Raw genomic sequence first — 26,918 nt, 5'->3', positions numbered from 1 at the left:
GCAAGGACTCGGCGCCGAGAGCCGGTCCGGCGCCCCCGCAGCCGCTGGCGTCCGTCAGCGCCTCGGTGCGCCATGCCCTGATTCGACCGCTCCGGTGGTCGGCGAGGAGGCGCTGAACGGCATGAACGGACTGAACTCCATCCACGGCCTCGACACCCTGGAGGGTCTGGGCCGGCTCGGCGGAACCACCGCCGGACTCGGCGAGCTGAACGGGATCGCCGACGCCGCCCGGCTGCCCCGGCACGCCGGCGCCCAGGACACCCGGGACGTCCCGGCGAACACCCCGAACACGCCGAGCACCCCGGCCGCGCAGAGTGCCCAGACTGCCCAGAAGAGTGCCCAGACGGCCGAGACCGGTCGGCGCGCCGAGTCCGCCGCGGGCACCGTGGCGGTGCCCGGCCCCCGGGCCATCCGTCGGCCGACCGGCGCCGACCGGGTGGTCGGCGGGCTCAAGCTGCTGGCGATCGAGAACGAGGGCACCGACACCCGGCTGCTGGAGGAACTGGTCGCCGCCAGCGGCACCCCGGTCGAGCTGCACCGGGCGCAGGGCCTGACCGCCGCGGCCGCCCTGCTCGCCCCGGTCGGCCGGCGCGGGCGACAGCTGCCCTCCGACTTCAGCTGCGTGCTGCTCGACCTGGGCGCGGCGCCGAGCGCCGGCTCGGACGCCGCCCACGCCGCCGAGTGCGACCCGCTGGACGGACTGCGCGAGGTGCTCCGGCTGGCCCCGGGCGCAGCCGTGATCGTGCTGACCGACGCCGCCGACACCCAGCTCGGGGCGGACGCGGTGGCCGCCGGCGCCCAGGACTTCCTGGTCCGGGACGCCACCGACGGCCCGCTGCTGGCCCGCGCGCTGCGCTACGCGGTCGAGCGCAGGCGGGCCGACGAGTCGCAGCGCCGGCTGGTCGAGGCGGAGCTGCGCGGCCAGGAGAACGCCCGCCTGCAGCGCCACCTGCTGCCCACCCCGCTGCTGGAGGGCGCCGACCTCTCCTTCACCCGCCGCTACCGGCCCGGCCGCCGCCGCGCCCTGCTCGGCGGCGACTTCTACGACGCGGTGCGCACCGAGGACGGCACCGTGCACGTGGTGATCGGCGACGTCTGCGGCCACGGCCCGGACGAGGCCGCGCTCGGTGTGGCGCTGCGGATAGCGTGGCGCACCCTGGTCTTCGCCGGCCTGACCGGGCAGACCCTGCTCACCACGCTGCAGCACGTGCTGGAGCACGAGCGCCGCAACGAGGAGATCTTCGCGACCCTCTGCATGCTGGTGATCTCGCCGAGCGGGCCGTCCGAGCACCAGCCGCGCCACCAGGCGGTCACCGGCACCCAGGCCGTCACCCGGCGGCCCGCGCCAGGGGTGGGCCAGCAACCGCTGCCCTCCGAGGGCCCGGCCACCGAGTACGCCCAGGTCTACCTGGCCGGCCACCCGGCGCCGCTGCTGCTCTCCGGCTCCGAGTCGCCGACGGTGCTGCCCAGCGACCAGGCCGGCCCGGCCCTCGGCCTGCTGGCCTGCGACGACACCGAGGCCGCCTGGCCGCCCTACCACCTCGAACTGCCGGCCGGCTGGAGCCTGATGCTCTACACCGACGGCTTGATCGAGGGCCGGGTCGGCGCGGGCTCGCGCAGGCTCGGCCAGGACGGGCTGCTCGCCCTGATCGGCGACCACCAGCGGCACGGGCTGACCCGGGGCCGGCTGGTGGACGGCGCACTGGCCGAGGTCGAGGAGCTGAACGGCGGTGCGCTCACCGACGACGTCGCGGTGCTGCTGCTGGAGCGCAACCAGCCGCACCACCTGATGGGCTGACCCACCGCCGGAACGCGGTCCGTCGGCTGACCCGGGGTCAGCCGACGGCGCCTCAGGTGTCCAGGCTCACCAGCGGTTGCCGCCGCCCCGCCGGCCGAGCGAGCGGAGCGCCTGGGTCAGCCGGTCGGTCGGGCCGCGCCAGCCGGTCAGCGCCCGGATCGCCGGGCGGACGTCCACCATGTAGACGATCGCGGCCACGAGCCCGGCCAAGGTGATGAAGCTGCCGGTGATGCTGCCGCCGAGGAGCAGGTCGAGGCCCAGCGCCAGGCCGAGCAGGACCAGCCAGAAGCCCTTGGTCTTCTTCTCCGCCGCCGGGTAGGCGTCCGCCTGCCGGGTGGCCGCATCGAGGAAGGCGAAGGCCTTGAAGAGGATGACCCCGGCTGACAGCCACCAGAACGGGTTCAGCAGGTCGTACGCCAGGATGTACACCGGGTCTCCTCACTCGAACCGCGCCGCTGTCGCCCCAGTTGACTTCCCACAGCGGCCCCTTCCAACCCTGCCGGGCACACGGCCCGCGACCGGCCCCACCGGCCGCCGCGTGACCGCGTCACCAGGCTCAACGTCCGCGACTACTCCTGCGTGCCCGGCTGCTCTGCACCCGGGTTCCGCCGAGAGCGCGGGGCGCGCTTGGCGGTCGGCCGCTCCGGCTCCGGCTCGACCACCTCGGCCTCGGCGAGCTCCGGCTCGACCGGTTCCGCCGCGGCGTCCGACCGCTTCCCGGCGCCCTCGGTGTCCAAGGTGACCACCTCGGCCCGCTCCACGGTCACCGACTCGCCGGTCGCGCCGCCCGGACGGCTCACCGCCGTCCGGCCGCGCTCGGCCAGCTCGTCGTAGACCTCCTTGGCCCGGACGGCCAGCCCGGCAGCCCGGCCCGCCTGCTGGAGCGCGAAGCCCTGCGCCTTCTCCTGCAGCGACTTCAGGTCGGTCGGCAGGGTGCCGACCGAGTCGGCCACCTTGGCCTGCGCCCCGACCAGCCGCTCCTGCGCCTCGTGCAGCCTGGCCACCGCCGCCGCCTGGGCGGCCTTGCGGTCCGCCGCCAGCGCCTCGACCCGGCCCGGCACCTCGCGCAGCTTCTCGTAGGCGAGGTCGCCCACGCCCGCCAGGGCGTAGAGCGGGGTCGGGTCGCTCAGCGTCTTGCGGATCTCGTTCCGGATCTCCTCGGTGCTGGGCATGGCGCCCTCCTCTCGGTGTTGGTGTCGGCCTCGCGGTGCGCGGCCGGGCTCAGCCCGCCGCCCGGTTCTCGGTCACGAAGGCCTCGTACACGGCGAGCAGCGCGTGCTTCTGCTGCTCACTGATCGCCGGGTCGGCGAAGATCGCGGCCCGCAGGTCGGCCCCCTCGGCCGGGCGCTCCTCCAGGATCCCGGCCTGGACGTAGAGCGTCTCGGCCGAGATCCGCAGGGCCTTGGCGATCTGCTGCAGGATCTCCGCGCTCGGCTTGCGCAGTCCCCGCTCGATCTGGCTGAGGTACGGGTTGGAGACGCCCGCGGCCTCGGCCAGCTGGCGCAGCGAGTACTGCGCGGCCCGCCGCTGCTCGCGGATGTAGTCACCCAGCGAGCTGACGTTCAGTGAAGCCATGCCCTCATGCTAACTCCGGCGCTTGCAAAAGCAAGCACGCGCAGGCCGTACCCGCCCGACCGGTGGGCTGATCCCCCGTCAGGGGCGTCGACCGGGGGCGTCCTCGGGCGCGGGGCCGGGGTGGTTGTGCCGCTGGTAGTGGCGGGCGGCGCGGGCGCGGTTGCCGCAGGAGGCCTTGCAGAACTCCTGGCGGCCGTGCTCCTTGAGGAAGTAGCGCACGCAGCGCGGGGCGGTGCAGGCGCGCAGGCGGGGCAGGTCGGGGCCGGCCAGGAAGTCGATCGCCGCCCGGGCGAGCACCGCCACCAGGGCGGTGGCCGTCGCCGCCGGTCCGCCGGCGGGGGCCGCCGCGACCAGTCCGGCGACCGGGGCCCCGTCGGTCGGCCAGTCGAGCCGGGGCACCACGGGTTCGGCGGCCGCGGCCGCGTTCAACCGGGCCACCGCCTGCCCCGCCGGGATCAGCCGGTGCGCGTCCGCCGGGCTGGGCGGGGCCGGGCTCACCGCCCGGGCCAGCAGCGCCCGCAGCGCGGCCCGCACCGCGAGCACCCGGTCCAGGGTCGCCCGGTCGGCGGGCGCGACCTGCGGATCCAGCGGGCCCGGCGGGTCGAGCGCGAACCCCGCCCGGGCCAGCGGCTCGGCCGCGGCGACGAGCCAGTCGGCCAGTCCGGTCGGGTCCGCCAGGTCGTCCGCGACGCCGCCGTTGCCGTCGTGGCGCACCGTGCTCGACAGCAGCAGTGCGAGCGGGCCGGCGTCCACCGGGCTCTTGATCAGTGCCATGCCCGTACTCTACCGTCCTGCCTAACGGAAACTCGAACTTTTACCGTTAGGACAGTCCATGGTTCTGCTTGCCCAGATCAGCGACCTCCACCTGGACGGCACCGCCCGGTCCACCGAGCGCGCCGCCCGGGTGATGGACTACCTGCGCGCCCTGCCGACCCCGGTGGACGCGCTGCTGGTCACCGGGGACATCGCCGACCACGGCGCGCCGGACGAGTACCGCGAGGCGGCGGAGCTGCTGGCCGCGCCGTTCCCCGTGCTCAGCTGCCCGGGCAACCACGACGCGCGCTCGCCGCTGCGCACCGGGCTGCTCGGCGAGCCCGCCGGCGACGGGCCGGTCAACCGGCTGCACCTGGTCGGCGGCGCGGCGGTGCTGATGTGCGACTCCAGCGTCCCCGGCGAGGACGTGGGCCTGCTGGACGACGAGACCCTCGACTGGATCGCCTCGACCCTGGACGGCCTGGCGCCCGGCACCCCCGCGCTGCTCGCCTTCCACCACCCGCCGGTGCGGCTGCACCACCCGCTGCCCGACAGCTACCCCCTCCAGCGGGCGGACCGGCTGGCCGAGCTGCTGGCCCCCCGTCCCCAGGTGGTCGCCCTGCTCGCCGGCCACGCGCACACCGCCGCCGCCAGCACCTTCGCCGGCCGCCCGGTGATCGTCGGCCCCGCCGTCACCTGGACCCTGCGGCTGCCCTGGGAGAGCGACCAGCCCGCCGACCGCGAGCAGCCGCCCGCCCTCGCCTTCCACGTGCTGGACGAGCAGCACCGGCTGACCACCCACTACCGCGTGGTGCTCCCCGCATGACCCGGTCCCAGGCGGTGCTCGGCTACCTGGTGGCCGTCTTCCCCCTGGTGGCCACCCCCGGCGCCAGCTTCACCCTGCTGGTCCAGCGGGTCGGCACGGCCGGGCGGCGGCAGGCGCTCCCGGTGGTGCTGGGCACCGTCTGCGGCCTCTACGTGCACGCGTCCCTGGCGGTGCTGGGCCTGTCCGCGCTGGTGATGCGCTCCAGCACCGCCTTCGCCACCGTGCGCCTGGCCGGCGCGGCCTACCTGGTGGGCCTGGGCGGCTGGTCCTGGTTCCGCGCGGGGCACCCGGGCACCCGGCGGGCGCCCCGGGCCGGGCGGCGGTCCGGCTACCTGCAGGCGCTGCTCGGGAACGTGCTCAACCCGAAGGCCGCCTCGATCTTCCTGACCCTGCTGCCGCAGTTCCTCGATCCGCACCGGGCCCTGCTCCCCCAGGTGCTGCTGCTGGCCACCGCCCAGGCCGTGCTGGTCAGCGCCTGGCTGCTGGCCTGGACGGCCGTGCTGGCCCGGGCCGCCGGCTTCGCCGCCGGGCGGGCGAAGGCGGTGCTCACCCGGGTGGGCGCGGCCGTGCTGATCGCGCTCGGCCTGCGCACCGCGCTCAGCTGACCGCCGGCCACCCGAAGCTGACGGCGGACCAGCCGACGTTGACGGTGAATCAGCCGGTTCCGACGGCGGATCAGCCGACCCGCACCGGCATCAGCACCGAGAAATGCCCCGCCTCCCCCGAGGCCGAGCGGATCGCCAGCGGCCCCAAGCTGCCGGCGGGCTCCAGCGCCAGCTGTCCGGCCGGGCCGGCGTCCAGCGCCTGGAGCAGGTACTCCCGGTTCACCGCGATCCGCAGCTCCTGCTCGGCCTGCTCCCCCGGCTCGCCCGGCTCGCCGTCCACCACGCGCACGGCGCCGCCCGCGCCGACCTCCAGCACGGTGAGCGCCACCTCGCCGGGCCCGGCCTCCGGGTGCTCGGGGGTGTACGGCCGCACCGGTCCGTCCAGCACCGCGCGGCGCAGGTCGGCGGCCGCCACCTCCACCCGGTGGCTGCGCTCCAGCCGGACCAGCCGGCGGTAGTCGGGGAAGTCCAGGTCGAGGCGCTCCCCCGCGACGGTGCGGCCGCCGGCCCGGGCGGCCAGTTCGCCGCCCTCGGCGGTGAGCTCCAGCTCGCCGCCGCCGTCCGCGGCGAGCGCGCCGATCAGGTCGGCCAGGCCGGCCGGCACCAGCACGCTGAACCCGGTCCCGTCGGCGGGGTGCGCGGCCGCCTCGCCGACGGCCAGCCGGTAGCGGTCGGTGGCGACCAGCCGCAGCACCCCGCCGTCCAGGTCGAAGAGGATCCCACCGAGCATCGGGCGCTCGGGGTCGGTCCCGACCGCGAAGCGGACGGCGGCGAGTGCGGCGGCCAGCTCGGCGCGGTCCACGGTGAGCCGGGCGGTTTCGGTGGCGTTCATCGGTTGCTCCCTCTGGTCGATCAGTGCTCTGACGACGGAGAGTTCGCGACGCGCGTCGGCCAGGCCGTCCGCCAGCCGCCGCAGGTGGGTGTCGAGCACCCGGTGGGCGGCCGGATCGCCGGGCGGGGCCGCGAGCACCAGCTTGAGCTGGGCCAGCGGCAGCCCCAGCCGGCGCAGCCGGCAGAGCAGCCGGGCGTCGGCGAGCTGGTCCGGCGCGTACCAGCGGTAGCCGGTGAGCGGGTCCACCCGGGCGGGTCCGAAGACGCCCGCCCCGTCGTAGAACCGCAGCGCGCTGATGCTCAGCCCGCTCTCCCTGGCCAGCTGGCCGATGCTGCGCATCACGTCCGGCGTGGCGTCCGGCGTCGCTTCCCGCGTCGCGTTCTCCATGCCGGGAACACTGGTGCCTCGACCTGGTCGAGGGTCAAGCACGGCGGTGGTCGCCGGTCAGCGCCCGGTAGAGCGGCGCGAGCAGGAGCGGAAGGTCGCGCCCGCCGACTTCCAGGTCCGGTGCGGCCAGCTCCAGGTACGGGAAGGGTTCCGCTTCCGGCGAGGCCGGGGCCGGGGCCTCACCGAGCGTCAACTCCTCGCCCCAGAAGGCGTTCGGATCCTGCGTCATGCGGTCAGCGCCTCCTGGGAGAGGGTCAGCAGCTCGTGCAGCTCGTCGAGGGAGAGCTCGGTCAGCCGGCGCTCGCCGCCCGCCACCACGGCCTCGGCCAGCTCGCGCTTGGCGTCCATCAGCTCGGCGATCCGCTCCTCCACGGTGCCCGCGCAGACGAACCGGCGGACCTGCACGGTGCGGTGCTGCCCGATCCGGTGCGCCCGGTCGGTGGCCTGGTCCTCGGTCGCCGGGTTCCACCAGCGGTCCAGGTGCACCACCTGGCTCGCCGCGGTCAGGTTGAGCCCGGTGCCGCCCGCCTTGAGCGAGAGCAGGAAGACGCCGGGGCCGTCCGCCTGCTGGAACCGGTCCACCAGCTCGGTGCGGCGGCGGGCGCCGAGCCGGCCGTGCAGGTACAGCACCTCGGTGTCCAGCCGCTCGGCCAGGTGCGGCCGCAGCAGCGCACCGAACTCGGCGTACTGGGTGAAGACCAGGGTGCGCTCGCCGGCCGCCAGGGTGTTCTCCAGCAGCTCCTCCAGCCGGGCCACCTTGCCCGAGCGGCCGGCCACCGCCGAACCGTCGTGCAGGAGCTGGGCCGGGTGGTTGCAGACCTGCTTCAGCCGCCCGATCGCACCGAGCACCGCGCCCTTGCGCTCGACCCCCTTGAGCCCGCTGCGCAGCCGGTGCAGCAGGTCGGCGACCACCGCCTGGTAGAGCCCGGCCTGCTCGGTGGTCAGCAGGCACCGGACGGTGCTCTCCTGCTTGGCCGGCAGCTCGGCCAGCACGCCAGGATCGCCCTTGCGCCGGCGCAGCACGAACGGGGCGGTGCGGCGCCGCAGTTCGGCCAGCCGCTCGGCGCTGCGGTGCTGCTCGACCGGCACGGCGTAGCGCTCCCGGAAGGCGGCGGCCGAGCCGAGCAGCCCGGGGTTGGCGAAGTCGAGCACCGCGTGCAGCTCGCTCAGCCGGTTCTCCACGGGCGTGCCGGTGAGCGCGATCCGGTGCCCGGCGCGCAGCGAGCGCAGCGCCCTGGCCTGCCCGGTGGAGCCGTTCTTCACGGTCTGCGCCTCGTCCGCGACGATCCGGCGCCAGCCGATCCGGCGCAGCTGCGGGGCGTCCCGGGTGAGCACGCCGTAGCTGGTGAGCACCAGGTCGGCGCCGGCCACCGCGTCGGCCAGCGCCTCGCCGGCGGGCCGGCCGGGGCCGTGCTGCACGTGCACCCGCAGCATCGGGGCGAACCGGGCGGCCTCCCGCCGCCAGTTGGCGAGCAGCGACATCGGGCAGACCAGCAGCACCGGGCCGGGCCGCCCCTCGGCGTGTTCCTGGGCGAGCAGGGCCAGCGTCTGCACTGTCTTGCCCAGGCCCATGTCGTCGGCGAGCACGGCGCCCAGGCCGAGCCGGCCGAGCGCGTGCAGCCAGGCGACGCCGCGCTCCTGGTACGGGCGCAGGGTGGTGCCGAAGCCGGCGGGCAGCCGCACGGCGGGCTCGTCCGGGCAGGCGGCCGGGTCGAGCAGCGCGCCGAGCACCTCGGTGGCCCGGACCGCACCCACCGGCAGGCCGGCCACCAGGGCGCCCGGGTCCAGGACGGTGCGCAGCAGCCGGGTCACCGGCTGCTCGCCGCCGCCCTCGCGGTCCAGGAAGGCGAGGGCGGCGGCGATCCGCGCGGGATCGGCCTCGATCCACTGGCCGCGGATCCGGACCAGGCCGCGCTTGGCCGCCGCGAGGTCGGCCAGTTCCTCGGCGGTGAGCGGGTCGCCGTCGAGCGCGAGCCGCCAGCGGAAGGCGACCAGCGCGTCGTGGTCCAGCCGCTCCTCGCGGGCCACGGCGCTGGGGGTGGCGGGGCGGATGCCGAGCGCGAGGTCGAGCCGGGGCCGGCGCTGCCACCAGGTGGGCAGCAGCACCCCGAACCCGGCCCGGAGCAGCGCGGGGGCGGCCTCGCGCAGGAAGGCGAGGGCGCCGTCGCGGTCGAGCCGCAGCCCGCCGGGGCGGGCGCCGGCCAGCGCGGGGGCCAGTTCGGGGCGGCAGCGGGCGGCGCGGTGCAGTTCGGCGAGGTACTCGGCGCGCGGGTCGGCCACCACCCGTTCGAACGCGGCCGACGCGGGGCCGCCGGTGAACCAGAGGTCGGCGGCGGGGACCCGGAGCGAGGGTTCGGCGACGGCCTCGACCAGGAAGTCGATCCGCCAGGCCTCGTCGGGCACCTGCGCGTCGGGGTCGAGGGGGTCCGTGCCGAGCGGTTCGACCAGCCGGAAGCAGAGCCGGACGGCGGTGCCGGGTGCGGCGGAGCCGTGCCAGGCGGCGAGCCGGTCCGCGAGCCGGTCGAGCGCGGCGGCCGGTTCGGGCAGGCCTGCCAGCGGCAGTCGGCCGTCGGGGGCGAGCAGCGCGGCGAACCACCGGTCGGTCAGCTGCGCGTCCGGCCGGTCCGACGGCGCGTCACGGAGCGCGCCGGGCAGCCGCGGCGGTCGTTCGGCCAGGGCCGCGCGCACCTCGCAGTCGGTCAGGGCGGCCAGCGCGGCGGTGAGCAGGGCGGTCGGCTCGTGCGGTCCGCGCACGGCGGGCGGGCAGTTGTCCGCGAGGGCGCGCACCTCGTGCCGGTCGACGGGGGCGAGGGCGGGCTGCCAGCGGGCCCGGGCACCGTCGGCCGTCCGGTCCAGGGCGGGCAGCACCCGTCCCCGGCCGGCCAGCCGGAAGGCGAGGTCGTGCACGGCGGTCAGCCAGCGCAGCGAGGCCCCGTACGCGACGTCGACCCGGCCGACTTCCGGCATCTCGGAGCTGGCCAGGGCCCAACGCGGGTCGGCGAGCTCGCCGAGCAGCTGCGCCGCCTCCGCCGCCTCGAACCGCAGGGTCGGCACCCGCCACTCGCGCAGCGCGCCGGCGGCGCCGCGCCCCAGCCCCAGGCCGGGCAGTTCGGGCGAGGGCACCGGCACCGCGCCGGCCGAGGGCAGCGCCAGCGTGGTCCAGCGCTCCGCCGCCCGCCCCGCCAGCCACTCCAGCCCGGGCCCGATCCCGCCCAGCAGGCGGCCCAGCAGCTCGGCCGAGCAAGCGAACGGGTGACCGGGCCCGCCGTTGGAGGGCTGTCCGACGGCCCGGCCGTCCTCGGCCCAGAGCGCGAGGCTGCCGTCCTCGGGCCGCCAGCGGGCGTGCACGGCGAACATCTGCGGGCTGCCACCTCCGGCGAGTCGGGTCCTGTCCGGCGAGCGTATCGCCGGGGTACGCCATTCGAGGGATGTGGTTGAAACTTGAACCAACACGCCCTACAGTGGAGCCATCGAGGAAGTTGAACCCTCAACCAAATCACACAGGAGTTCGCCATGGGCATCTTCAACCGCAAGGCCGCCGGGACCACCGAGACCGTCGAGGCCGCCATCACCGCGCCGGCCACCCCCGACCTCGCCCACCTGTCCGGCGAGTACGCCATCGACACCACGCACAGCCGGATCGGCTTCAGCGTCCGCCACGCGATGGTCACCAACGTCCGCGGCGAGTTCGCCGAGTACCAGGGCAAGCTGCACCTCGACGGCGCGAACCCGGCCGCCTCCACCGCCGAGCTGAGCATCAAGGTCGCCAGCATCGACACCGGCAACGAGCAGCGCGACGGCCACCTGCGCACCGGCGACTTCTTCGAGGTGGAGACCCACCCGGAGATCACCTTCCGCAGCACCTCCGCCGAGCAGCTGGACGGCGAGACCTACCGGATGGCCGGCGACCTGACCATCAAGGGCACCACCCGCCCGGTCGTGCTGGACCTCGACTTCACCGGCAGCGCCACCGACCCGTACGGCATCCAGCGCCTCGGCTTCGAGGGCCGCACCACGGTGGACCGCACCGCCTTCGGCCTGACCTACAACGCCGCCCTGGAGACCGGCGGCGTGCTGATCGGCGAGAAGGTCAAGCTCACCTTCGACATCTCCGCCGTCCGCGCCTGACCAGCCGCTTCCCGCTCCTTCCCGTGGTCCCCGGGCCTGCCCGTACGGCAGGATGGCCGGGGACCAGGGAACGGGGAGGACCTGCGGTGGAACTGCGCCAACTGCGCTACTTCGTCACGGTGGCCGAGGAGTTGCACTTCGGCCGGGCCGCCGATCGGCTGATGATCGGTCAGCCGGCGGTCAGTCAGCAGATCCGCCGCCTGGAGCGCGAGCTGAAGGTCGAGCTCTTCGACCGCAACCCCCGCACCGTCCGCCTCACCCCCGCCGGCCAGTCCTTCCTGCCGGCCGCCCGCGCCGTTCTCACCGCCGAGGACGCCGCCCGCGCGGTCGCCGCCGACCTCGCCGCCGGCCGGCTCGGCGTGCTGCGCCTGGGCACCATCACGGGCCTGGGCGAACGGCTGGACCGGATCCTGGACGCCTTCGAGCACCACGCCCCCGGCCTGCGGGTCGAGCTGGTCTCGCTGCCGGTGCGCGAACGGCTGGCCCGACTGGCCGACGGCCGGCTCGACGCGGCCTTCGTCCGCGGCGCCCCGCTCCCCGGGAACGCGCCCGAGCAGTCCCCCGAACTCACCCACCTGCCGCTCTGGCAGGACGCCCTGGTGGCCGCCGTGCCGGCCCGCCACCCGCTGGCCGCGAGCCCGGCCGTGCACCTCACCGACCTGGCAGAGCTGCCGCTGCGCCTGGTCGAGCGCCGCCACCACCCGGCCCTGGTCGACCTGGTGGTCGACTCCTGCCACGCCGCCGGCTTCCAGCCGATCCCCGGCCCGGCCTCCCAGACCCTGCAGGACACCCTGGCCGCGATCGGCTCCGGCACCCCGATGTGGACCGTGGTCTACGCGGGCAACGCACGGATCATGCGGGTTCCCCGGGTCGCCTTCGTGCCGTTCCACGATCCCGGCCTGGCGCTGCCCACCTCGCTGGCGGTGCGCCGGGGCCCGCGCTCCCCGGGGCTGGAGCTGCTGCTCTCCGCCTGCGACGCCGGGCCGGCCGCCCCCGCCCCCACCCCCACCTCCGGCGATCAGGATTCGTGATCGCTGCCAGCGCGAACCGGGTCTGGGTCGCGACCCGTCCGCTGCGATGGACTGTTCCCCGTCGGCAGGAGGCCCCGGAGTCACCGGGGCCGGCCGCGAGGACCGAGGAGCACCCGATGCCTTCCGTGACCATCCAGCAGGGCCCGCGCAGCGTCGAGCAGAAGCGCGAGCTGATCGCCCGGATCACCGACGCGTTCGTCGACACCCTGCAGGTGCCGGCCGAGTCCGTCCAGGTGTGGATCCAGGAGGTCCCCACCGACAGCTGGGGCGCGGGCGGCAAGCTGCGCGCCGACGCGTAGCGGGTGCGCTCAGGCCGCCAGCAGGCGCAGGTCCCCGGGGGCCGGCCAGCTGCCCGGCGGGACGGTCAACCAGCCTTCGCGGTCGCGCAGTCCGAGGGCCGTGTCGATCAGCAGCCGGACCCCGGGCGGGACCGGTCCGGCCCGGTGCACCAGGCTCACCAGGGTCAGCGGCACCGGGTCGACCAGCGGCCGGGTGACCGCGCCGGGCAGCTCCGGGCCGCCCGTGGTGGTGAGCATCGGGTGCCCGTGCCGGGCCAGGTAGTGCGCGGTCTCGGCCGGCCCGACCGGTGCGGTCAGCGCCGGGGCCGCGGTCAACCCGTGCGCTCCGAGCAGGAGTTCGCCGAAGGCCGTCCACTCGGTGGTGGCCGGGTTGCCGGCGCAGACGTCCACCGGGTGCCCGGCCAGCTCGGCCAGCCGGATCGCCGGACGCCCGGCCAGCGGGTGCGAGTCGGGCAGCAGCAGGGCCACCGGCTCCAGCCGGAGCGGGAGTTGGACCAGTCCGGCGCGCAGTTCGGCCGGCAGGCCGCTGAACCAGCCGAACGAGACGTCCAACCGCCCGGCCAGCAACTCCCGTGCCCCGGCGGCCAGTCCACCGTGGTAGCGGGCCAGCAGCGGGGGCGCGTCCGGGGCTGCGGCGGCCCGGGCGGCGGCCAGGATCCGGTCCGCCGTCAGGTCGTCCCCGGTGACCGCGCTGTTCAGGTCCACCAGCACCGGGTCGGCCGGCGGGGCGAGGATCTCCTGTTGCAGCGCCAGCAGTCGGCGCGCCTGCGGGAGCAGCCGCTCGCCGGCGGCGGTGAGCGTGACGCTGCGGGTGGTGCGGGCGAACAGCTCCCGGCCGAGCAGCCGCTCCAGGGTGCGCACGTCCCGACTGAGCGCCTGCTGGGCCACGTGCAGCCGGGCGGCCGCCTGCCCGAAGTGCAGGGTCTCGGCGGTGGCGACGAATCCGCGCAGCAGCCGGGGGTGCAGGTCGGGGGCGGGCATGCGCGGGAGCGTACAAGGGGCCGGGCGGGATTGACAACGTGGATGCGTCAATGCCCCCGAACAGGTGTTGGACCGGGGGCCGGAACGACCGGAAGGGTGGAGGCATCCCCACCCCCTCCCCGTCTGGAGCACCGTGTCCTCCGTCTACCGCCGCGTCCTCGCCCCGCCCGGTGCGCTCGCCTTCACCCTGTCCGGCCTGCTCGGACGGCTCGGCTACGCGATGCAGGGCGTCAGCGTGCTGACCGCGGTGGTGGCCCGCCGCCACTCCTACGCGCTGGCGGGCACCGTCTCGGCCGCCGGGCTGCTCGGGGTCGCGGTCTGCCTGCCGCTGCTAGGGCGGCTGGTCGACCGGCACGGGCAGTACCGGGTCACCCTGCTCTCGGCGCTCGGCTCGACGCTGCCCCAGCTGACGCTGGTCCTGCTGCTGCACCGTCAGGCGCCGTGCTGGGCACTGGCCCTCGCCGCCTTCGCCGCCGCGAGCTCACCCAACCTGGGCGGCATGGCCCGGGCCCGCTGGAGCCGGCTGCACGCGGCCGACCCGGCCGCGCTGCACGGCGCCAACGCGCTGGAGCAGGCGCTCGACGAGCTCTGCTTCATGGGCGGGCCGGTGCTCGGCATGCTGCTCTGCGCCGCCTGGCCGGAGGCCGGACTGCTCACGGTCTGCGCGCTCACCACCGTCGGCGGGCTCTGCTTCGCCCTGCAGCGGGGCACCGAACCGCCGGTGACCGCGCCGGCGGCGGGCCGGCGCCCGGTCGGCAGGGGCGTGCTGCCGCTGCTGGCGGTCTTCTTCGGCACCGGGATCCTGTTCGGCTCGCTGGAGATCAGCACGCTGGCCTGGGCCGGCGCGCAGGGGCACCGCTCGGCAGCAGGAGTGCTGCTCGGCCTCCAGGCGGCCGGCTCCTGCCTGGCCGGGTTGCTCTACGGCCTGCGGGCGACCGGCGGCCCGACGGCGCGCCGGCTGCTGCTCGGGCTCGCCGCGATGACCGCGCTACTGCTGCTCCCGCTGACGGCGGCTCAGCTCGGCGCGGGGCTCGGCGGCTTCGCGCTCGCCATGCTGCTGGCGGGCACCGGCACCGCGCCCACCATGGTCAGCGGCATGACGCTGCTCCAGCGCCTGCTCCCGGCCTCCGCCCTGAACGCGGGGCTGGCCGCGGCCGTCTCGGCGATCGTCACCGGCAGCTCGGCCGGCTCGGCCCTCGGCGGCCTGCTGATCCAGCACACCGCCCCCGCCACCGGCTTCGCCCTGCCCGCGGCCGCCGCCGCGCTGGCCCTGCTGCTCGCCCGCGCCGCCAGCGCCCGCCTCTCCCCCGCGTAGGACACCGCTCAGGGCTGCGCCCAGGTGTACTCGTACTCCGGCTGTTCGCCGCCGCCCGGGAACTCCGCGGTGCCGCTGCGGGTGCGGCGGCCGCCGGCGCGCTCGTAGAAGGCGACGGCCCGGCGGTTGGCCTGGAGCACCTCCAGATAGAGCGGCTCGCCCGGGTGCTGCTCGGCGGTCCAGCGGCGGGCGGCGGCGAGCAGCGCGCCGCCGGTGCCCGCGCCGGTGAGGCCGGGGCGCACGTGCAGGTTGTCCAGCAGCACCCGGCCGTCCGGCTGCGGGACCAGGTAGCCGAACCCGACCAGCTCCGCGTCCCCGTCCCCTTCCCCGTCCGCGTCTGCGTCCCCGTCCTCGGCGAGCAGCAGCTCCGGCTCGGCCCCGGCCGGGTACTCGACGGCCAGCCGCAGTTCCCAGAGCTCCCGCCGCTCCCCGGCCAGCCCGTCGCCCAGCGCGGCGGCGGGCACGATCCCCGCGTAGGCGGTGCGCCAGCTCGCCGCGTGCAGGTCGGCCACGGCCGCCGCGTCGGCCACCGTGCCCCGTCGAATCGTGATCATCCGACGATCCTGGCACGAAGCACGTCCGCTCACCAGGGCCCGGGAGGTAGGGTCGGCCACCGTGGACAAGCCGAAGGACAAGGACGCCGGCGCCCCCGAGCTCCCCGGCGGGCGGGCCCTGCCCAAGACCGACAAGAGCGAGCAGACCCGCACGCTGATCCTGGAGACGGCCATGCGCCTGTTCCAGGAGCGGGGGTACGAGAAGACCACGATGCGGGCGATCGCGACCGAGGCGGGGATCTCGGTCGGCAACGCCTACTACTACTTCGCCGGCAAGGAGTTCCTGATCCAGGGCTTCTACGACCGGATGACGCACGATCACGCCGCCGACGCCCGGGCCCGGATGGCGCACACCCGGGACTTCGCGGAGCGGCTGCGGATCGCCGTGCTCTCCTGGATCGACACCGCCGCGCCCTACCACGAGTTCTCGGCCCAGTTCTTCCGCACCGCGGCCGACCCGGAGAGCTCGCTCAGCCCGTTCTCCAACGAGTCGCACCCGGCCCGGGCCACCGCCGTGGGGCTGATGCGCGACGTGCTGGCCGGCTCCGAGCTGGCGCCCAAGCTGGACGCCGAGCTGGTCGAGCTGCTGCCGGACGTGCTCTGGCTCTACCTGATGATCGTGGTGCTGTACTGGGTCTTCGACCGCACCCCGGACACCGGGCGGACCCGCGAGTTCGTCCGCCGGTCCACCCCGATGACCGCCCGGGTGATCAACCTCTCCCGGTACAAGGTGTTCCGCCCGATCGTCCGGGACGCCAAGGGCCTGATCCAGGACTTCATCCTGCCGACCATCGGCAAGGCGGCCCCGAAGTCCTGACCAAGCCTCGACGGAGTTCCTGGCCCGGCCTCAGCGAAGTCCTGACCCGGCGTCAGAACACGTCCGGGTTCCAGGCCCGCAGCGGGGTGGCGAGCAGGCGGTCCAGGGCGAAGGCCGCGCCGGGGCGCAGCTCGGCCAGCAGGCCCGCGGCGGCCAGCCGGGAGGCCGTCTCGGCGCCCAGGTAGAGGCTGCCCAGGGCCTGCGCGTCCAGCGCCAGCTCGGGCTCCGCGGTGCTCGGCTCGGCGCTCCCGGTGCCGTCGGCGCCCGCCCGCAGCAGCCAGCGGCCGGCCGCGTACCCCTGCCGGTCGGTCACCTCGACCACCAGCTCGCCGGGGCCGGCGTAGCCGCGGGCGGCGAAGGCGGCCGGCACGTCGAGCACCCGCAGCCACATGAAGTCGCCGTCCTCGTGGACCGAGGCCGCCCGCGGGTCGGTGAGCAGCAGCGGCAGCACGGTGTCCGGCCCGAGGTTCTCCGCCACCAGGGTGTGCACCCAGTCCATCGAGCAGGCGTAGCGCCACAGCGCCGTCTCGGTGGCCAGGTCCAGCGCCAGGAAGTCCTTGACCCGCAGCACGCCGTCCGCCAGCGGGCCGTCCCACTTGTCCTCGACCTGGTAGACCAGCAGCCCGGTGACGGTGCCGCCGGCGTCCCGGTGGACCAGCGCGAACGGCTCCTGCCAGGTCAGCCCGGGCACCTCGATCCGCCCGGTGCGGCTGCGCCAGTACACCTCGTCGCGGGTGATCGCACCGGGCCGCAGGCGCCGCCAGCGCTCGTGCAGCTCGGGCCCGAGCTCGGCCAGCTCGGTCATGCTGATCAGCTCCACGCTGCCGTCGCCGACCGGCAGGTCGGCCCGCAGCCCCCCGGTCCGGTCGAGCTTGACCGTCCAGCCCAGGCTCCGGGTGGCGGGCCCGAAGCCGAACCGCCCGTAGATGCCGTACTCGGCGGCGATCAGGATCGCCACCGCCTCCCCGCGCTCGCGGGCGCCGGCCAGCTCACGGTCCATCATCCGGCTGAGCAGTCCGCGCCGCCGGTGGGTCTGGCTGACCGTCACACCGGTGATCGCCGAGGCCGGCAGCAGCGCGCCGCCGGGCAGGGTCAGCTCGTAGGGCATGCTGCGCAGGGTGCCGACGATCCGCTCGCCCTCGAAGGCGGCCAGCGCGCGGCCGGGGACGTGCCGCAGCCGGCGCAGCTCCTCGGCGTCCGGCAGGCCGGCGCGCAGGAAGCCGCGGCTCACCGCCCGGCCCCAGATCGCGATTTCGTCGTCCGTGATGGGCCGGACCCGGAGGTCGTCCGCAGGGTGGCTGCTCATCGGCCCACGGTAAGCCGCGGCTGATCACCGGGCGACCGAATAATCCGTCACCGCCGCTGGCTGGCGTGTCGGCATGACGACTGTCGAGGACCTGGCCCTCCCGCCCGCACTGGCCGCCGCGCTGGCGGTCCCGCTCCCCCGAGGCGACGACGACTGGGTGGACTTCGAGCCGTTCGCCGAGTTCGACCCGGCCGAGGAGACCCTCGGCCGGCTGCGGCTGTGGACCGGCAACCCCGGGCTGGACGGCGACCTGTTCCGGCTGTTCGGCCAGGACGGGACGGGCGGCCAGGTCGCCTTCTGGCTGGTCCGCCCCGGCCTGCCGGTCGCCGAGCAGCCGGTGGTGTTCCTGGGTTCGGAGGGCGAGACCGCGGTGCCGGCCCGCGACCTGGCCGACTTCCTCTGGCTGCTGGCCGCGGGCTACGGCCCGGTGGAGGCGGTCGGCCACGCCGGCCCGGACTGGACGCCCCGGCCCGCCCCGGAACTGGTCGCCGTCGCCGAGCGGTACGCGCCCGGGCGCCGGCGGCCGGCCGCCGAGCTGCTGGCGCTGGCCGCCGGGGAGTTCCCCGACTTCGACGACGTGGTCATGGAGCTGTGCGGCTGAGGCGCCGTCAGGGCCGGGCGTAGAAGTCCGGGGTGCCCAGCACCCAGAGGCTGGCCTGCTTGATCACGTCGCCGGTGCGCGGGGCCTCGATGATCTGGTCGTCGCCGAGGTAGATGGCCACGTGGTGGATGTCGGCCGCCTTGCCGGTGTGCGACCAGAAGACCAGGTCGCCGGGGCGCAGCTGCTGGTAGTCGACCGGGGTGGACTCGGCGTACTGGTCGGCGGCGAAGTGGGTGAGCGTCTTGCCGCCCTGCCGCCAGGCCTGCATGGTCAGGCCGGAGCAGTCGTAGCCGTCCGGGCCCTCGCCGCCCCAGACGTAGGGCAGCCCCAGGTGCGCGCGGGCGAAGTCGATCGCGGCCCGGGCCCCGTCCTCCTGCGGCGGGGCGGCCGGCGGGTCGGCAGCGGCAGCGGCGGCGGCGGCGGCCTTCGCCGCGGCGGCTTCGGCGGCCGCCTTGGCCGCGGCCTCGGCCTGCTGGGCGGCGATCTGCTCCAGCGCCTGCTGGCGGCGGCGCTCCAGCTCGACGGTGGTGTCGCGGGCGGCGGCGAGTTCGCCGAGCAGCCGCTCGCGGCGCGCGGACAGGTCGGCGACCAGCACGGTGCGGGCGGTCAGCAGGCTCTGCGCCTGCGACCGGGCCCGGGCCACCGCGCCGGCCGCCCGCTCGGCGTCGTCGGCGCTGGTCCGGGCGGCCAGTTGGGCGTCGTCGGCGGCCTTGGCGGTCGCGGTGGCCGCGTCCAGGATCTGCCGGGTGCTGCGGCCGGCCGCGCCGACCGCCTCGGCCTGCTCGCCGGCGGCGCGCGGGCCGCGGGCGCCGAGCAGGTCGTTGAAGGCGGAGAGTTCGGGGCTGGTGCCGCTGCGGTAGGTGGCTGCGGCGAGTGCGGCGGCCTGCTCGGCGGCGTCGGCGCGGGCGGCGGCGGCCCGGGCCGCGCCGGTGGCGGCCGTGTCGGCGTTCGCCCGGGCCCGGGCCAGCCGGGCCTGGGCACCGTCGTAGGCCTCGACCGCCTCCTCGGCGCGCTGCCCGGCCTGGTCCAGTTCGGTCCGGGCGCCGGCCAGCTGGGCCTCGATCGCGGCGGCCGCGGCGGCCCGCCGGTCGGTCTCGGACTCGGCCCGGTCGATCTCGCCGGTGCTGGGGTAGGCCTGGCCGTCGGGCGCCGGCGGGTCGCCGGCGACGGCGGCCGGGGCGACGCCGTGGGCGACACCGGGCCGGGCTGCGGCGGGCGGCAGTGGCGGCCCGACCAGTACGGCGAGGGCCAGCAGCAGCCCGAACGGCCAGCGGCGCGGCCGGGCCTGACGTCGGATCATCCGTTCACCCGTCAATGAAATATCCCATCACGTGACTATCCAGTCACTCCCGGTAATATTCTCAAAGCCGACGGGCGGTCAGGGCCAGGGTCGTACGGCCATGTGAGTGAGATCGTGGGCGAACCACCCTCGTACGGGTGATCAGGAGCTGCGCCGACGGCGGGCCCGGTACGAGCGCGCCCGCCCCGCGTGCACCGTGCGCCGCCGCTGCACGGCCGCGCGCTCGGCCTGCTCGGCGGGCGGGGCCGGGCGGCCGTGCCGGTTCGGATCCAGGTGCGCGCTGGCCCGGGCCGCCATCGCCTCGGCCATCCGGTGGGTCACCGCGTGGTGCGCCGGCACCTTGTCCGGGGCACCCGCGATCAGGTCGAACAGCCAGGTGCGGGCCCGGTCCACCCGGGCGTGCAGCAGCCGCTCCCGGCGCACCGCCCGGGCCCGCCGGCGCGGCCGCCCGGCGTACCGCCAGCGGGCCCACGGGCTGGACGGCCGGGCCAGCCGGATCGCCCCGATCCAGGACAGGCCCGGCACCATGATCCCCAGCAGCCCCGTCCACACCTTGCCCTTGAACAGCGCCACCACCGACATCAGCGCGTTCACCGAGATCACCGCGACCAGGCCCCACCGCCCGCCGCCCGAACCCGGCACCGCCAGCGGCGCGTACCCGGTGAGCAGCAGCGCGGTGAACAGGATGCCGAGGATCACCGCGTCCACCGACTTGCGCCCCTGCTCGCTCCAGTACACGTCCTCCAGGTGCAGGATCAGCGCGAACTCGTCCAGCACCAGGCCGCAGCCGATCCCGAACAGCAGCCCGAACCAGTCGAGCCACGGCCGCCCGCCGTTGGTCGCGAAGACCCCGATCCCGGACACCAGCAGGCAGCCCACCCCGAAGACCATGTGGTGGATGTGCAGGCCACCGGGCGTCACGTTGCCCGGCCACCAGCGCACCCGGGCCCGGATCATCCGGACGCTGAACCGGATGAACAGGAAGGAGCTGATGAAGCCGACCAGCAGCAGGAAGAGCGGCTGCTTGTGCGCCGCCACGATGTGCGTGCGGTAACCCTCCACCAGGCCGGCCAGCTGCATCAGTGGTACTTCCTCGCACGTGCGGTCAACAGCGTCCTGCCCCACTCAACGGACGGTCAGAAGCCGCGGGTGCGTTTCGCCGCGCGGCGGGGTCCGCGCAGGGTCAGGTACGGCACCAGGCTGGACCCGCCGAGCGCCTCGCCGGGCACCTTCATGAAGAGCCGCGCCACCTCGCCGCCGAGGTTCACCCCGATGGCCAGCGCCATCGCGATCGCGGCCGCCCGGCTGATCGAGACCAGCCCGGCCGAGGAGTGGCCCTGGGCGAACCCGAGCATGCCGAGGTAGAGCGCCGAACCGGGCATCAGCGGGCCGAGCGCGGCGGTCACGTAGGGCAGCGAGGAGGCGTACCGGTAACGGGCCATCAGCTGGCCGAACAGGCCGACCACCCCGGCCGCGATCCCGGTGGCGACGATCGGCGAGACCGAGGCGGTGTAGTGCAGCACCCCGTAGACCGACCAGCCGATCCCGCTGTTCAGGGTGACCAGCGCCAGGGTGCGCCGCTGGCTCTGCAGCAGCATCGCGAAGGTCAGGGTCAGCAGCATCGCGGCTACCAGCTGCACCGGCGGGTCGCTGCGGCCGATCAGGCTCTCGTCCGGCCGCAGCTGGGCGTCGAAGCTGACCCCGGCGTAGAGGATCAGCATCACCCCGATCACGATGCCCGCGACCAGGTAGACCACCTCCAGCAGCCGGGCCGCGGCGGTGATGTAGAAGCCGGTCAGGCCGTCCTGCACGGCCGCCACCAGGGCCCGCCCGGGCAGCAGCGCGAACAGCCCGCCGGTGATCACCACCGAGCCGCGCAGGCCCAGGTGGTTGAGCGAGAGCAGGATGCCGGAAAGCGCGGCCGGCATCGCGGCCAGCACGAACTGGTAGAACTCCGGCAGCCCCCGGCTGGCCACCGCGGAGGCCAGCCGGTCGCCGATGATCGCCGCGACGAAGGCGTTCAGGAAGACCAGCCAGGCCTTGGCGTCCACCTGCCCGCCGACCAGGAAGGTGGCGGCGCCGGCCAGCAGGCCGGCGGTCAGCGAGAGCAGCCAGCGCGGGTAGGGGTGCCGGTTGCGGCGGATCACCGCGAGCCGGCGGTAGGCGTCGTTGACCGAGAGGTGCTCGGCGGTGATGTCGGCGACCAGCCGGTAGACGGCGGCGAGCCGGGTGTAGTCGGAGGTGCGGCGGCGCACCACCCGGGCCGAGGTGACCGGGGCCTCGACCAGCGAGGGCTGGTAGGAGATGGAGATCAGCGTGAAGGTCACCTGCGGCTCGCAGCGGTCCAGCTCGTAGGCGTGGGTGACGCCGAGCATCGCCGCCTCGACGTCCTCCGCACTCTCCCCGCTGGCCAGCAGCAGTTCGCCGATCCGCAGCGACAGGTCGAGCACCCGGGGCACGTTGCGGGCGCTGGCCTCCGGCTTGGCCTCGTGCGGCACCCGCTCGGGCACCGGGCGCTCGGACATCGGGGTGCGCAGCAGGGTGCGCATCTGGTCGGGCCAGGGCGCGGCGCCGGGGGTGCCGCGGCGCAGCAGCGGGACGGCGCCGCTCGGCGGGTTGTAGCCGACGGCCCGCCAGACCTCCGGCGAGAGGGTGTCCTCGGAGCCGCCGCCGAAGGCCTCGAAGGCCTCGAACTCCGCGGTGTCGGCCAGCGAGGCGCCGGGCTCCTCCGCCGGCTCGGGCTCTGACTCGGACTCCGGCTCCGGCTCGGGCTCGGCGGGGGCGTGCTGAGCGGGCGTCAGCAGGCCCTCGGTCTCCTGCGGCAGCGGGGCCAGCGGGATCAGCTGCACCTGGTCGGCGGGCGGTGCGGAGTTGGCCAGCAGCCCCTCGGTGGGCGGGGCGTCGGCCGGCCGCACCCGCCGCCCGTCGCCGTCCGCCCGCTCGCTCCCACCCCGTCGGCCACGCTTGGGCACTGCCGCTGCTCCTCACTGCTGGTGATCTTCGGCTCCACCTTGCCGCACGCCAGGTCGTGACGCATATGGACAAGTCGGCCGCCACCGGCTACCGAGCGCACCCGGATGGACCAAGTGCCGCGTCAGGCAACCTTCGCCCCGTCGCGACGCCCAGCACGCACTCTCGCCGCACCGGCCGAAAGCCCAAGTACGTCCAGTACGAGGACTTCCGGCCGGCACGCCGAGAGCACGCACCGGACGCCGCTCCTTGACGGGCGAAGGTTGCCTGACGCGGCACTAGCAGACGATACGACCAGCAGCCCGCGGAAGCGATGGCGCATCACCAGGTCAGAGCCCGTAGCGCTCGACCACCTCCTGGTGCCGCGCGGTGTCGGCGCCGGCCGCCCCGGCCAGCGCGACCCAGCTGAGCGGGTGCTCCCAACCGGCCGTCAGCTCGGCGAGCAGCGCGTCCGCCTCGGCCGCGGAGGCGGTCGGCGGCACCCCAACCGCCGCGTAGACCCCGGCCAGCCCGGGCCGGCCGGTGGCCGGGTCGGTGACCAGGTACTGCTCCCCGCTGTACGCCCAGACGCCGAACTCGCGCTCGCGCAGCGCGGACCGCAGCTCCTCCCAGGCCGGCTGCCCCGGCCAGGCGCCGTCCACGAACCAGGTGGTGTAGCCGGCCGGGTCGAGCAGGGTGAGCAGCTCGAAGGTCGGCCGCCAGCGCTCCCGCTCCGCGGCCGGGGCGTCCTCCCCGGGCTCCGGCTCCAGCGGCGCCGGCGAGAAGACCACCAGGTCGCGGTGGTTGAGCTGGATGTCCTCGCCGAGCACCGGCAGGATCCGGGCGGTCGCCGGCCCGGTGCGCAGCGCCGGCAGGTCGCTGTGCGCACCGTTGCCGCGCCGGGCCCGCACGGTGACGTACTGCCACTGCTCGTCGACCGGGCCGTCCGGCTCGTCGAACTCGATGCCCAACCGGGCGCCGACCTCGCGCACCACGGCCCAGTCCCGGTTCGCGGTGGCCGCGGTGATCAGGTGCCAGAGGTCGGACGGCTGGACGGTGCGGTGCTGCTGCTCCGGCGGGGTGCCCTCGGCGGGCAGCGCGTGGGCCAGCAGCTGCTGCCAGTGCCGCTGGGCCCGGTCGTGCTCGCCCAGCTCGGTGGCCGCGGCGGCGGCCAGCCGGCGCGGGTTGATCCGCTCCGGGGCCAGCGCGAGCAGCGCCTCGACCTGCTCCAGCGCCTCCGGCCAGCGGCCCTGCGCCACCGCCCAGCGGGCCCGCAGCCAGTGCGCGGTCTCCGGGGCGGACGGCGCGATCCGGTCGGTCAGCCGGCGCAGCCCCTCGCCGTCCCGGGCCTCGACCAGCACCGAGCCGAGCATGCCGACCAGGTCCTGGTGGCCCGGGTCCTGGTCGAGCCGCTGCCAGAGCAGTTCGGCCGAGCGCTGCTCGTGGCCCAGCGTGGCGAGCAGCCCGGCCCGGGAGAGCAGCAGGTCGGTGGCGGCGGCCGGGGCGAGCTCGGCGGCCCGGGCCCAGGCCGCGCAGAGCAGCTCCAGGTCCTGCTCGGGGTCGCCCGGCTCCGTCCGCGCGGCCAGCAGCTCCAGCAGCTCGCCCGGTCCGGTCGGCAGGTCGGCGACCGGCAGCGCGAGCGCGGCGGTCCGCAGCCCGGCGAGCTGCTCGCCGACCCGGTCGGTGCGGCGCAGCAGCGCCAGCTTGCGCTCGCCGGTCGCCACCAGGGCCAGCGCCACCTCGCGGGCGCCGCGCCGCACGGCCAGCCGACCGGCCGTCAGGGCCAGGTCCAGGCAGGGGCGGTGCGAGCCGGCGGTGTCCAGGTAGGAGACCCAGCGGGCCAGCCGGACGCCGAGCGCGGCGTCGTTCTCGAACCGGTCGGCGGCGGCCAGCAGCTCGACGGCGTCGGCCCACCGGTGCCGGACGTCGGCGAAGGCGTCGGCCTGCTCGGCCGGCGGCAGCTGCTCCAGCGCCTCGTCGAACCGGCCCAGGGTGGCCAGCAGCCGGGCCCGGATCACCCCGAGCTTGCGCCGGTCGTCCTCGTCCAGGGCGTGGCCGGCCCCGGTGAAGGCGGCCTCGGCGGCGGCCAGCGAGTCCAGCGCCTGCTGCGGCCGGCCGAGCCGGTGCAGGGCCGAGGCCCGGGCGTGGCCGAAGGCCAGCGAGACGCTCTGACCAGCCGCCAGGATCCGGGCCTGGGAGCGGTCCAGGTGGGCCAGCGCGGCCTCGGCCCGGTCGTCGTCCTCCAGGGTGTCGGCGTACTCCCGGGAGAGGCAGTCGAAGCAGGCCCGGGCCGGCTCGACCCGCTCCAGCGCCTCCTCCAGCACCGCGAGCCGCTCCGGCACGTAGCCGGGGCCGTCGATGTTGGCGTGGCAGATGGTGAAGTCCTGCACGGCGCAGACCGACTGCGGGCAGTCCGCGGTCTCCTCGCGGTGCGCGAACTCCAGCAGCGAGACCGCCTCGGTCATCGCCTGCTCGCCCTGGTGACGCTTGTTCAGCAGGTTCTGCAGCCGCCAGTGCCGCAGGAAGACCTCCACCCAGGGCAGGCCGAGCGCCCGGGCGGCGGCCAGCGCCTCCGGGAACATCGCGTCCAGCTGCTCGTTGCGGCCGTCCACGGCGTGGCCGGCGATCTCCACCAGGGCGGTGGCCAGCCGGTGCTGGCCGTCCTCCACCAGCCGGCCGTGGGTGTCGTAGACCCAGTCCCAGATGTCGTTGCCGCTCATCGTTCCTCGTTCTCGCCGCGCGTCCCGTCCGGCCCGTTGGATTCACCGAGCCCGAGCAGTCTGTCGAGGTCCACCGACAGGCCGTCGGCCGGGTCGACCGGCACGGCCGGCGCGGTCAGCGCCGCCACGGCGGTGCCGATGCCGGCCAGCGCGGCGCCCAGGTCGCCGGCGGCCGGGCCGTCGGAGGCCGCCGCGGCCATGATCACCTTGACCGAGCGGAGCAGCCCCGCGGCGGTGGCGGCGCCGGTGTGGCCCTCCCGGTAGGCGCGCAGCAGGTCGTGCACGGCCGGCGAGTCGGTGTTCAGGTAGAGCCGGGCCTTCACCGTGCCGTCGGTGCGGGCGGTGAAGGCGCGGGCCAGCCGGAGCGCGGCGGACGGGATCCGGGCGTCCGCCTGGTCGTCCTCGATCCGGGCCTTCAACTCGGCCTCCCGGTCCGGCACCAGGACCAGCGGCAGGCCGACCGGTTCGAACCGGGCCGGCACCAGCCGCTCGCCCGGCTCGGCCAGCGCGGCCGCCAGCCAGCCGGCCTGGTCGGCCGGCAGCGGCTGCTCCGGCTCGCGGAACAGCTCCTTGTTGCCGCTCTCGCTGCCCAGTTCGACGATCCGGCAGTCCCGCAGCTGGGCGTAGCGGCGCAGGAACGGCAGCACCGCGTACCGGTCACCGCGGGCGATCGGCACCCGCATCGCCCGGTAGAGCATCTCCTCGAAGCCGCCGCCGGAGCCGAGCGCCACGTGCACCGCGCCGGAGCCGGCCGCGCGCAGCGCACCCGCCGTCAGGTCGCCCTGCGAGGTGGGGACCGGCACGTCGTCGGCGAGCAGGGTGAAGAGCCGGTCGTCGCACAGGGCCGCGCCGAGCAGCTCCTGGCCGTGCCGGGCCAGGATCCGGCGCCAGGCGGCCGGGTGCAGCCGGGCGGTCTCGTAGAGGCCGTTCACCACGGCCTCGGTCAGGGCCTGCCGCAGCGCCCGGTAGTGCTCGTCGCGCTGCAGGTCCTCGCGGCTGGCGGTGGGGGTGAGCAGGTTGGACTCGATCACCCCGCCGATGAACCCGGCCCAGCTGGGCAGCAGGTCGCGGGCGTCCTCGGCGAGCAGCATGCCGCGCAGGTAGACCGCCAGGTCGCGGTTGTCGGTGCTGCCGTAGCTGCCGCCGTCCTGCACCCAGAGCAGGCCGACCGCGTCGGTGGAGCCGTCCGCCGCCGGCTCCAGCGGAAAGGCCGTCAGCGGTTCGAACCGGCGCCCGAAGGCGGCGGCGAAGGCCATCCGGGCGGCGTGCGGGTCGCCGGCGGGCCGGTCGCGCCAGGGCACCGGGACGCCGTTGACCGGCTGCTCGTCCGCGCCCACGTGGACCGGGACCGGCAGCAGCACGCAGTACCGGCCGAGCACCTCGCGCAGCGCCTGCTCGTCGGCCAGCTGCCGGTGCTCCGGCTTGAGCAGCAGCTCGACCAGGGTGCCCGGCCGCGGGCGGGCCGGCGCCGGGTCGACGGTGTACTGCTGGCCGCCCCGGCTGCGGTAGCGGTGGCCGAGCCCCGGCTCGCGGTGCGAGGTGGTGGTGACGGTGACCTCCTCGGCCACCGAGAAGGCGGAGAGGAAGCCGAGGCCGAAGGCGCCGATCAGCTCCTGACTGCCCGTCACCTCGCGCAGCATCCTGGTGTAGCCGGTGCCGACGGTGGCCAGGTAGGCGTGGATCTCGGGTTCGGTCAGGCCGGCACCGGTGTCCTCGATGGCGATGCTGCCCCGGGCCGGGTCGGCGGTGACCCGGATCAGCTCCGGGCGCCCGGTGCTGCCGTCCGGGTCCTCCAGCCGGCGCCGGGTGTGCGAGTCGTGCGCGTTCTGGACCAGTTCGCGCAGGGCCACCAGCGGGGTGGAGTAGAGGTGGGTGGCGAGGACGCTCACGAGGCCGCCCAGGTCGACCTCGGTGGTGCGCAGGTTCTCCTGACCTTCAGACATGAGGCCCCAGTCTGCCAGTCTGACAAACGCCCGACCACCGCTTATGGCCCCGCGTGGCGCGTCGCGGGGCGGCACCGGACGACCTGCGGCAAACCTGACATGACGGATTTCCCTGGAATATGACCCCATTGAGGGAATCGGACCGGATTCCCTGGCCAGCGCCCTCGGCCGGGGGTGAAGCTGAGTGCGCGACGTCAG

The 26,918-nt window shown here is 75.7% G+C and carries 24 protein-coding genes; 9 read left to right on the top strand and 15 right to left on the bottom strand.

What is annotated here, in order from left to right:
* The first annotated feature begins 121 nt into the window (after positions 1–121).
* Positions 122–1,798, top strand: coding sequence for a PP2C family protein-serine/threonine phosphatase (locus FHX73_RS15220; protein ID WP_211786203.1), 1,677 nt, complete (start codon positions 122–124; stop codon positions 1,796–1,798).
* Between the two features lie 66 nt (positions 1,799–1,864).
* On the opposite strand, the gene FHX73_RS15215 is transcribed toward FHX73_RS15220, so the two are convergent.
* The 4 genes from FHX73_RS15215 to FHX73_RS15200 all read right to left on the bottom strand — a co-directional run bounded on the left by FHX73_RS15215 (position 1,865) and on the right by FHX73_RS15200 (position 4,147).
* Positions 1,865–2,221: a DUF2516 family protein gene (locus tag FHX73_RS15215; RefSeq protein ID WP_145908298.1), complete on the bottom strand. Its 357-nt coding sequence runs from the start codon at positions 2,219–2,221 to the stop codon at positions 1,865–1,867.
* A 146-nt stretch (positions 2,222–2,367) separates the two neighbouring features.
* On the bottom strand, positions 2,368–2,970 hold the full coding sequence (locus FHX73_RS15210; RefSeq protein ID WP_145905518.1) for a hypothetical protein: 603 nt from the start codon (positions 2,968–2,970) through the stop codon (positions 2,368–2,370).
* Positions 2,971–3,019: 49 nt separating this feature from the next.
* Positions 3,020–3,373, bottom strand: a complete 354-nt coding sequence (locus FHX73_RS15205; protein WP_145905517.1) for a helix-turn-helix domain-containing protein — start codon at positions 3,371–3,373, stop codon at positions 3,020–3,022.
* A gap of 78 nt (positions 3,374–3,451) precedes the next feature.
* A complete protein-coding gene (locus FHX73_RS15200; RefSeq protein ID WP_211786202.1) occupies positions 3,452–4,147 on the bottom strand; it encodes an ABATE domain-containing protein in 696 nt (231 codons plus the stop codon).
* Between the two features lie 58 nt (positions 4,148–4,205).
* Here FHX73_RS15200 and FHX73_RS15195 point away from each other — a divergent pair, with 58 nt between their 5' ends.
* Together FHX73_RS15195 and FHX73_RS15190 are read left to right on the top strand one after the other, a co-directional pair.
* Entirely contained in the window at positions 4,206–4,952 is a 747-nt protein-coding gene (locus FHX73_RS15195; protein WP_145905516.1) for a metallophosphoesterase, read from the top strand.
* Positions 4,949–5,557 carry a LysE family translocator gene (locus FHX73_RS15190; RefSeq protein ID WP_145905515.1) on the top strand — a complete coding sequence of 203 codons (609 nt, stop codon included), beginning with the start codon at positions 4,949–4,951 and terminating at the stop codon, positions 5,555–5,557. The genes FHX73_RS15195 and FHX73_RS15190 overlap by 4 nt, the downstream gene beginning before the upstream one ends.
* Positions 5,558–5,627: 70 nt before the next feature.
* Here FHX73_RS15190 and FHX73_RS15185 read toward each other — a convergent pair whose 3' ends face one another.
* From FHX73_RS15185 to FHX73_RS15175, 3 genes are read right to left on the bottom strand one after another with little or no spacing between them, the layout of a single operon-like run.
* Positions 5,628–6,776: a DNA polymerase III subunit beta family protein gene (locus tag FHX73_RS15185; protein ID WP_246213543.1), complete on the bottom strand. Its 1,149-nt coding sequence runs from the start codon at positions 6,774–6,776 to the stop codon at positions 5,628–5,630.
* A 34-nt stretch (positions 6,777–6,810) separates the two neighbouring features.
* A complete protein-coding gene (locus tag FHX73_RS15180) occupies positions 6,811–7,005 on the bottom strand; it encodes a hypothetical protein (protein ID WP_145905514.1) in 195 nt (64 codons plus the stop codon).
* Complete coding sequence (locus FHX73_RS15175; protein WP_145905513.1) at positions 7,002–10,133, bottom strand: DEAD/DEAH box helicase; 3,132 nt, start codon at positions 10,131–10,133, stop codon at positions 7,002–7,004. Before FHX73_RS15175 ends, FHX73_RS15180 begins: the two co-directional genes overlap by 4 nt.
* 156 nt (positions 10,134–10,289) lie before the next feature.
* Here FHX73_RS15175 and FHX73_RS15170 point away from each other — a divergent pair, with 156 nt between their 5' ends.
* From FHX73_RS15170 to dmpI, 3 genes are all read left to right on the top strand, one after another.
* Positions 10,290–10,904, top strand: coding sequence for a YceI family protein (locus tag FHX73_RS15170; RefSeq protein WP_145905512.1), 615 nt, complete (start codon positions 10,290–10,292; stop codon positions 10,902–10,904).
* Between the two features lie 86 nt (positions 10,905–10,990).
* A complete protein-coding gene (locus tag FHX73_RS15165; protein WP_145905511.1) occupies positions 10,991–11,935 on the top strand; it encodes a LysR family transcriptional regulator in 945 nt (314 codons plus the stop codon).
* Positions 11,932–12,234 carry a 4-oxalocrotonate tautomerase DmpI gene (dmpI, locus tag FHX73_RS47195; RefSeq protein ID WP_281292681.1) on the top strand — a complete coding sequence of 101 codons (303 nt, stop codon included), beginning with the start codon at positions 11,932–11,934 and terminating at the stop codon, positions 12,232–12,234. Before FHX73_RS15165 ends, dmpI begins: the two co-directional genes overlap by 4 nt.
* Before the next feature lie 9 nt (positions 12,235–12,243).
* On the opposite strand, the gene FHX73_RS15155 is transcribed toward dmpI, so the two are convergent.
* Entirely contained in the window at positions 12,244–13,215 is a 972-nt protein-coding gene (locus FHX73_RS15155) for a LysR family transcriptional regulator (protein WP_145905509.1), read from the bottom strand.
* Positions 13,216–13,348: 133 nt separating this feature from the next.
* On the opposite strand from FHX73_RS15155, the gene FHX73_RS15150 reads away from it, so the two are divergent.
* The gene (locus tag FHX73_RS15150) at positions 13,349–14,530 is read left to right on the top strand and encodes an MFS transporter (RefSeq protein WP_170304924.1); all 1,182 of its coding nucleotides are present in this window, start codon (positions 13,349–13,351) and stop codon (positions 14,528–14,530) included.
* An 8-nt stretch (positions 14,531–14,538) separates the two neighbouring features.
* On the opposite strand, the gene FHX73_RS15145 is transcribed toward FHX73_RS15150, so the two are convergent.
* Positions 14,539–15,084: a GNAT family N-acetyltransferase gene (locus FHX73_RS15145; protein WP_145905508.1), complete on the bottom strand. Its 546-nt coding sequence runs from the start codon at positions 15,082–15,084 to the stop codon at positions 14,539–14,541.
* Between the two features lie 61 nt (positions 15,085–15,145).
* Here FHX73_RS15145 and FHX73_RS15140 point away from each other — a divergent pair, with 61 nt between their 5' ends.
* Complete coding sequence (locus FHX73_RS15140) at positions 15,146–15,901, top strand: TetR/AcrR family transcriptional regulator (protein WP_145905507.1); 756 nt, start codon at positions 15,146–15,148, stop codon at positions 15,899–15,901.
* Between the two features lie 52 nt (positions 15,902–15,953).
* Here the strand turns inward: FHX73_RS15140 and FHX73_RS15135 are convergent, their stop codons facing one another.
* Positions 15,954–17,207: a GNAT family N-acetyltransferase gene (locus tag FHX73_RS15135; RefSeq protein WP_145905506.1), complete on the bottom strand. Its 1,254-nt coding sequence runs from the start codon at positions 17,205–17,207 to the stop codon at positions 15,954–15,956.
* Between the two features lie 73 nt (positions 17,208–17,280).
* Between FHX73_RS15135 and FHX73_RS15130 the strand changes: the two genes are divergently transcribed.
* Positions 17,281–17,808 carry an SMI1/KNR4 family protein gene (locus FHX73_RS15130; RefSeq protein ID WP_145905505.1) on the top strand — a complete coding sequence of 176 codons (528 nt, stop codon included), beginning with the start codon at positions 17,281–17,283 and terminating at the stop codon, positions 17,806–17,808.
* A 7-nt stretch (positions 17,809–17,815) separates the two neighbouring features.
* Here FHX73_RS15130 and FHX73_RS47190 read toward each other — a convergent pair whose 3' ends face one another.
* From FHX73_RS47190 to FHX73_RS15105, 5 genes are all read right to left on the bottom strand, one after another.
* Positions 17,816–19,108, bottom strand: a complete 1,293-nt coding sequence (locus FHX73_RS47190; RefSeq protein WP_145905504.1) for a C40 family peptidase — start codon at positions 19,106–19,108, stop codon at positions 17,816–17,818.
* 141 nt (positions 19,109–19,249) lie between these two features.
* Positions 19,250–20,188 (bottom strand): hypothetical protein, encoded by a 939-nt coding sequence (locus tag FHX73_RS47185; protein ID WP_145905503.1) that lies wholly within the window; start codon positions 20,186–20,188, stop codon positions 19,250–19,252.
* Positions 20,189–20,244: 56 nt separating this feature from the next.
* The gene (locus tag FHX73_RS15115) at positions 20,245–21,990 is read right to left on the bottom strand and encodes a threonine/serine exporter family protein (protein ID WP_425461441.1); all 1,746 of its coding nucleotides are present in this window, start codon (positions 21,988–21,990) and stop codon (positions 20,245–20,247) included.
* Positions 21,991–22,407: 417 nt separating this feature from the next.
* Entirely contained in the window at positions 22,408–24,777 is a 2,370-nt protein-coding gene (locus tag FHX73_RS15110; protein ID WP_145905502.1) for a tetratricopeptide repeat protein, read from the bottom strand.
* Positions 24,774–26,720, bottom strand: coding sequence for an ATP-binding protein (locus FHX73_RS15105; protein WP_145905501.1), 1,947 nt, complete (start codon positions 26,718–26,720; stop codon positions 24,774–24,776). Before FHX73_RS15105 ends, FHX73_RS15110 begins: the two co-directional genes overlap by 4 nt.
* Between the last annotated feature and the right edge of the window lie 198 nt (positions 26,721–26,918).

Origin of the sequence: Kitasatospora viridis, assembly GCF_007829815.1 — a bacterium.
In the GTDB taxonomy this organism is placed as follows: domain Bacteria; phylum Actinomycetota; class Actinomycetes; order Streptomycetales; family Streptomycetaceae; genus Kitasatospora; species Kitasatospora viridis.
The sequence above is the reverse complement of the archived record's forward strand: the minus strand, read 5'-3'. Positions and strand labels throughout refer to the sequence as shown.

Coding starts and splice junctions, on each gene's coding strand:
- FHX73_RS15130 (WP_145905505.1), top strand. CDS start 17,281: ATGACGACTGTCGAGGACCTGGCCCTCCCGCCCGCACTGGCCGCCGCG.
- FHX73_RS15170 (WP_145905512.1), top strand. CDS start 10,290: ATGGGCATCTTCAACCGCAAGGCCGCCGGGACCACCGAGACCGTCGAG.
- FHX73_RS15180 (WP_145905514.1), bottom strand. CDS start 7,005: ATGACGCAGGATCCGAACGCCTTCTGGGGCGAGGAGTTGACGCTCGGT.
- FHX73_RS15135 (WP_145905506.1), bottom strand. CDS start 17,207: ATGAGCAGCCACCCTGCGGACGACCTCCGGGTCCGGCCCATCACGGAC.
- FHX73_RS15220 (WP_211786203.1), top strand. CDS start 122: ATGAACGGACTGAACTCCATCCACGGCCTCGACACCCTGGAGGGTCTG.
- FHX73_RS15145 (WP_145905508.1), bottom strand. CDS start 15,084: ATGATCACGATTCGACGGGGCACGGTGGCCGACGCGGCGGCCGTGGCC.
- FHX73_RS15175 (WP_145905513.1), bottom strand. CDS start 10,133: ATGTTCGCCGTGCACGCCCGCTGGCGGCCCGAGGACGGCAGCCTCGCG.
- FHX73_RS15155 (WP_145905509.1), bottom strand. CDS start 13,215: ATGCCCGCCCCCGACCTGCACCCCCGGCTGCTGCGCGGATTCGTCGCC.
- FHX73_RS47190 (WP_145905504.1), bottom strand. CDS start 19,108: ATGATCCGACGTCAGGCCCGGCCGCGCCGCTGGCCGTTCGGGCTGCTG.
- FHX73_RS15205 (WP_145905517.1), bottom strand. CDS start 3,373: ATGGCTTCACTGAACGTCAGCTCGCTGGGTGACTACATCCGCGAGCAG.
- FHX73_RS15195 (WP_145905516.1), top strand. CDS start 4,206: ATGGTTCTGCTTGCCCAGATCAGCGACCTCCACCTGGACGGCACCGCC.
- FHX73_RS47185 (WP_145905503.1), bottom strand. CDS start 20,188: ATGCAGCTGGCCGGCCTGGTGGAGGGTTACCGCACGCACATCGTGGCG.
- FHX73_RS15210 (WP_145905518.1), bottom strand. CDS start 2,970: ATGCCCAGCACCGAGGAGATCCGGAACGAGATCCGCAAGACGCTGAGC.
- FHX73_RS15190 (WP_145905515.1), top strand. CDS start 4,949: ATGACCCGGTCCCAGGCGGTGCTCGGCTACCTGGTGGCCGTCTTCCCC.
- FHX73_RS15110 (WP_145905502.1), bottom strand. CDS start 24,777: ATGAGCGGCAACGACATCTGGGACTGGGTCTACGACACCCACGGCCGG.
- FHX73_RS15200 (WP_211786202.1), bottom strand. CDS start 4,147: ATGGCACTGATCAAGAGCCCGGTGGACGCCGGCCCGCTCGCACTGCTG.
- FHX73_RS15105 (WP_145905501.1), bottom strand. CDS start 26,720: ATGTCTGAAGGTCAGGAGAACCTGCGCACCACCGAGGTCGACCTGGGC.
- FHX73_RS15185 (WP_246213543.1), bottom strand. CDS start 6,776: ATGGAGAACGCGACGCGGGAAGCGACGCCGGACGCCACGCCGGACGTG.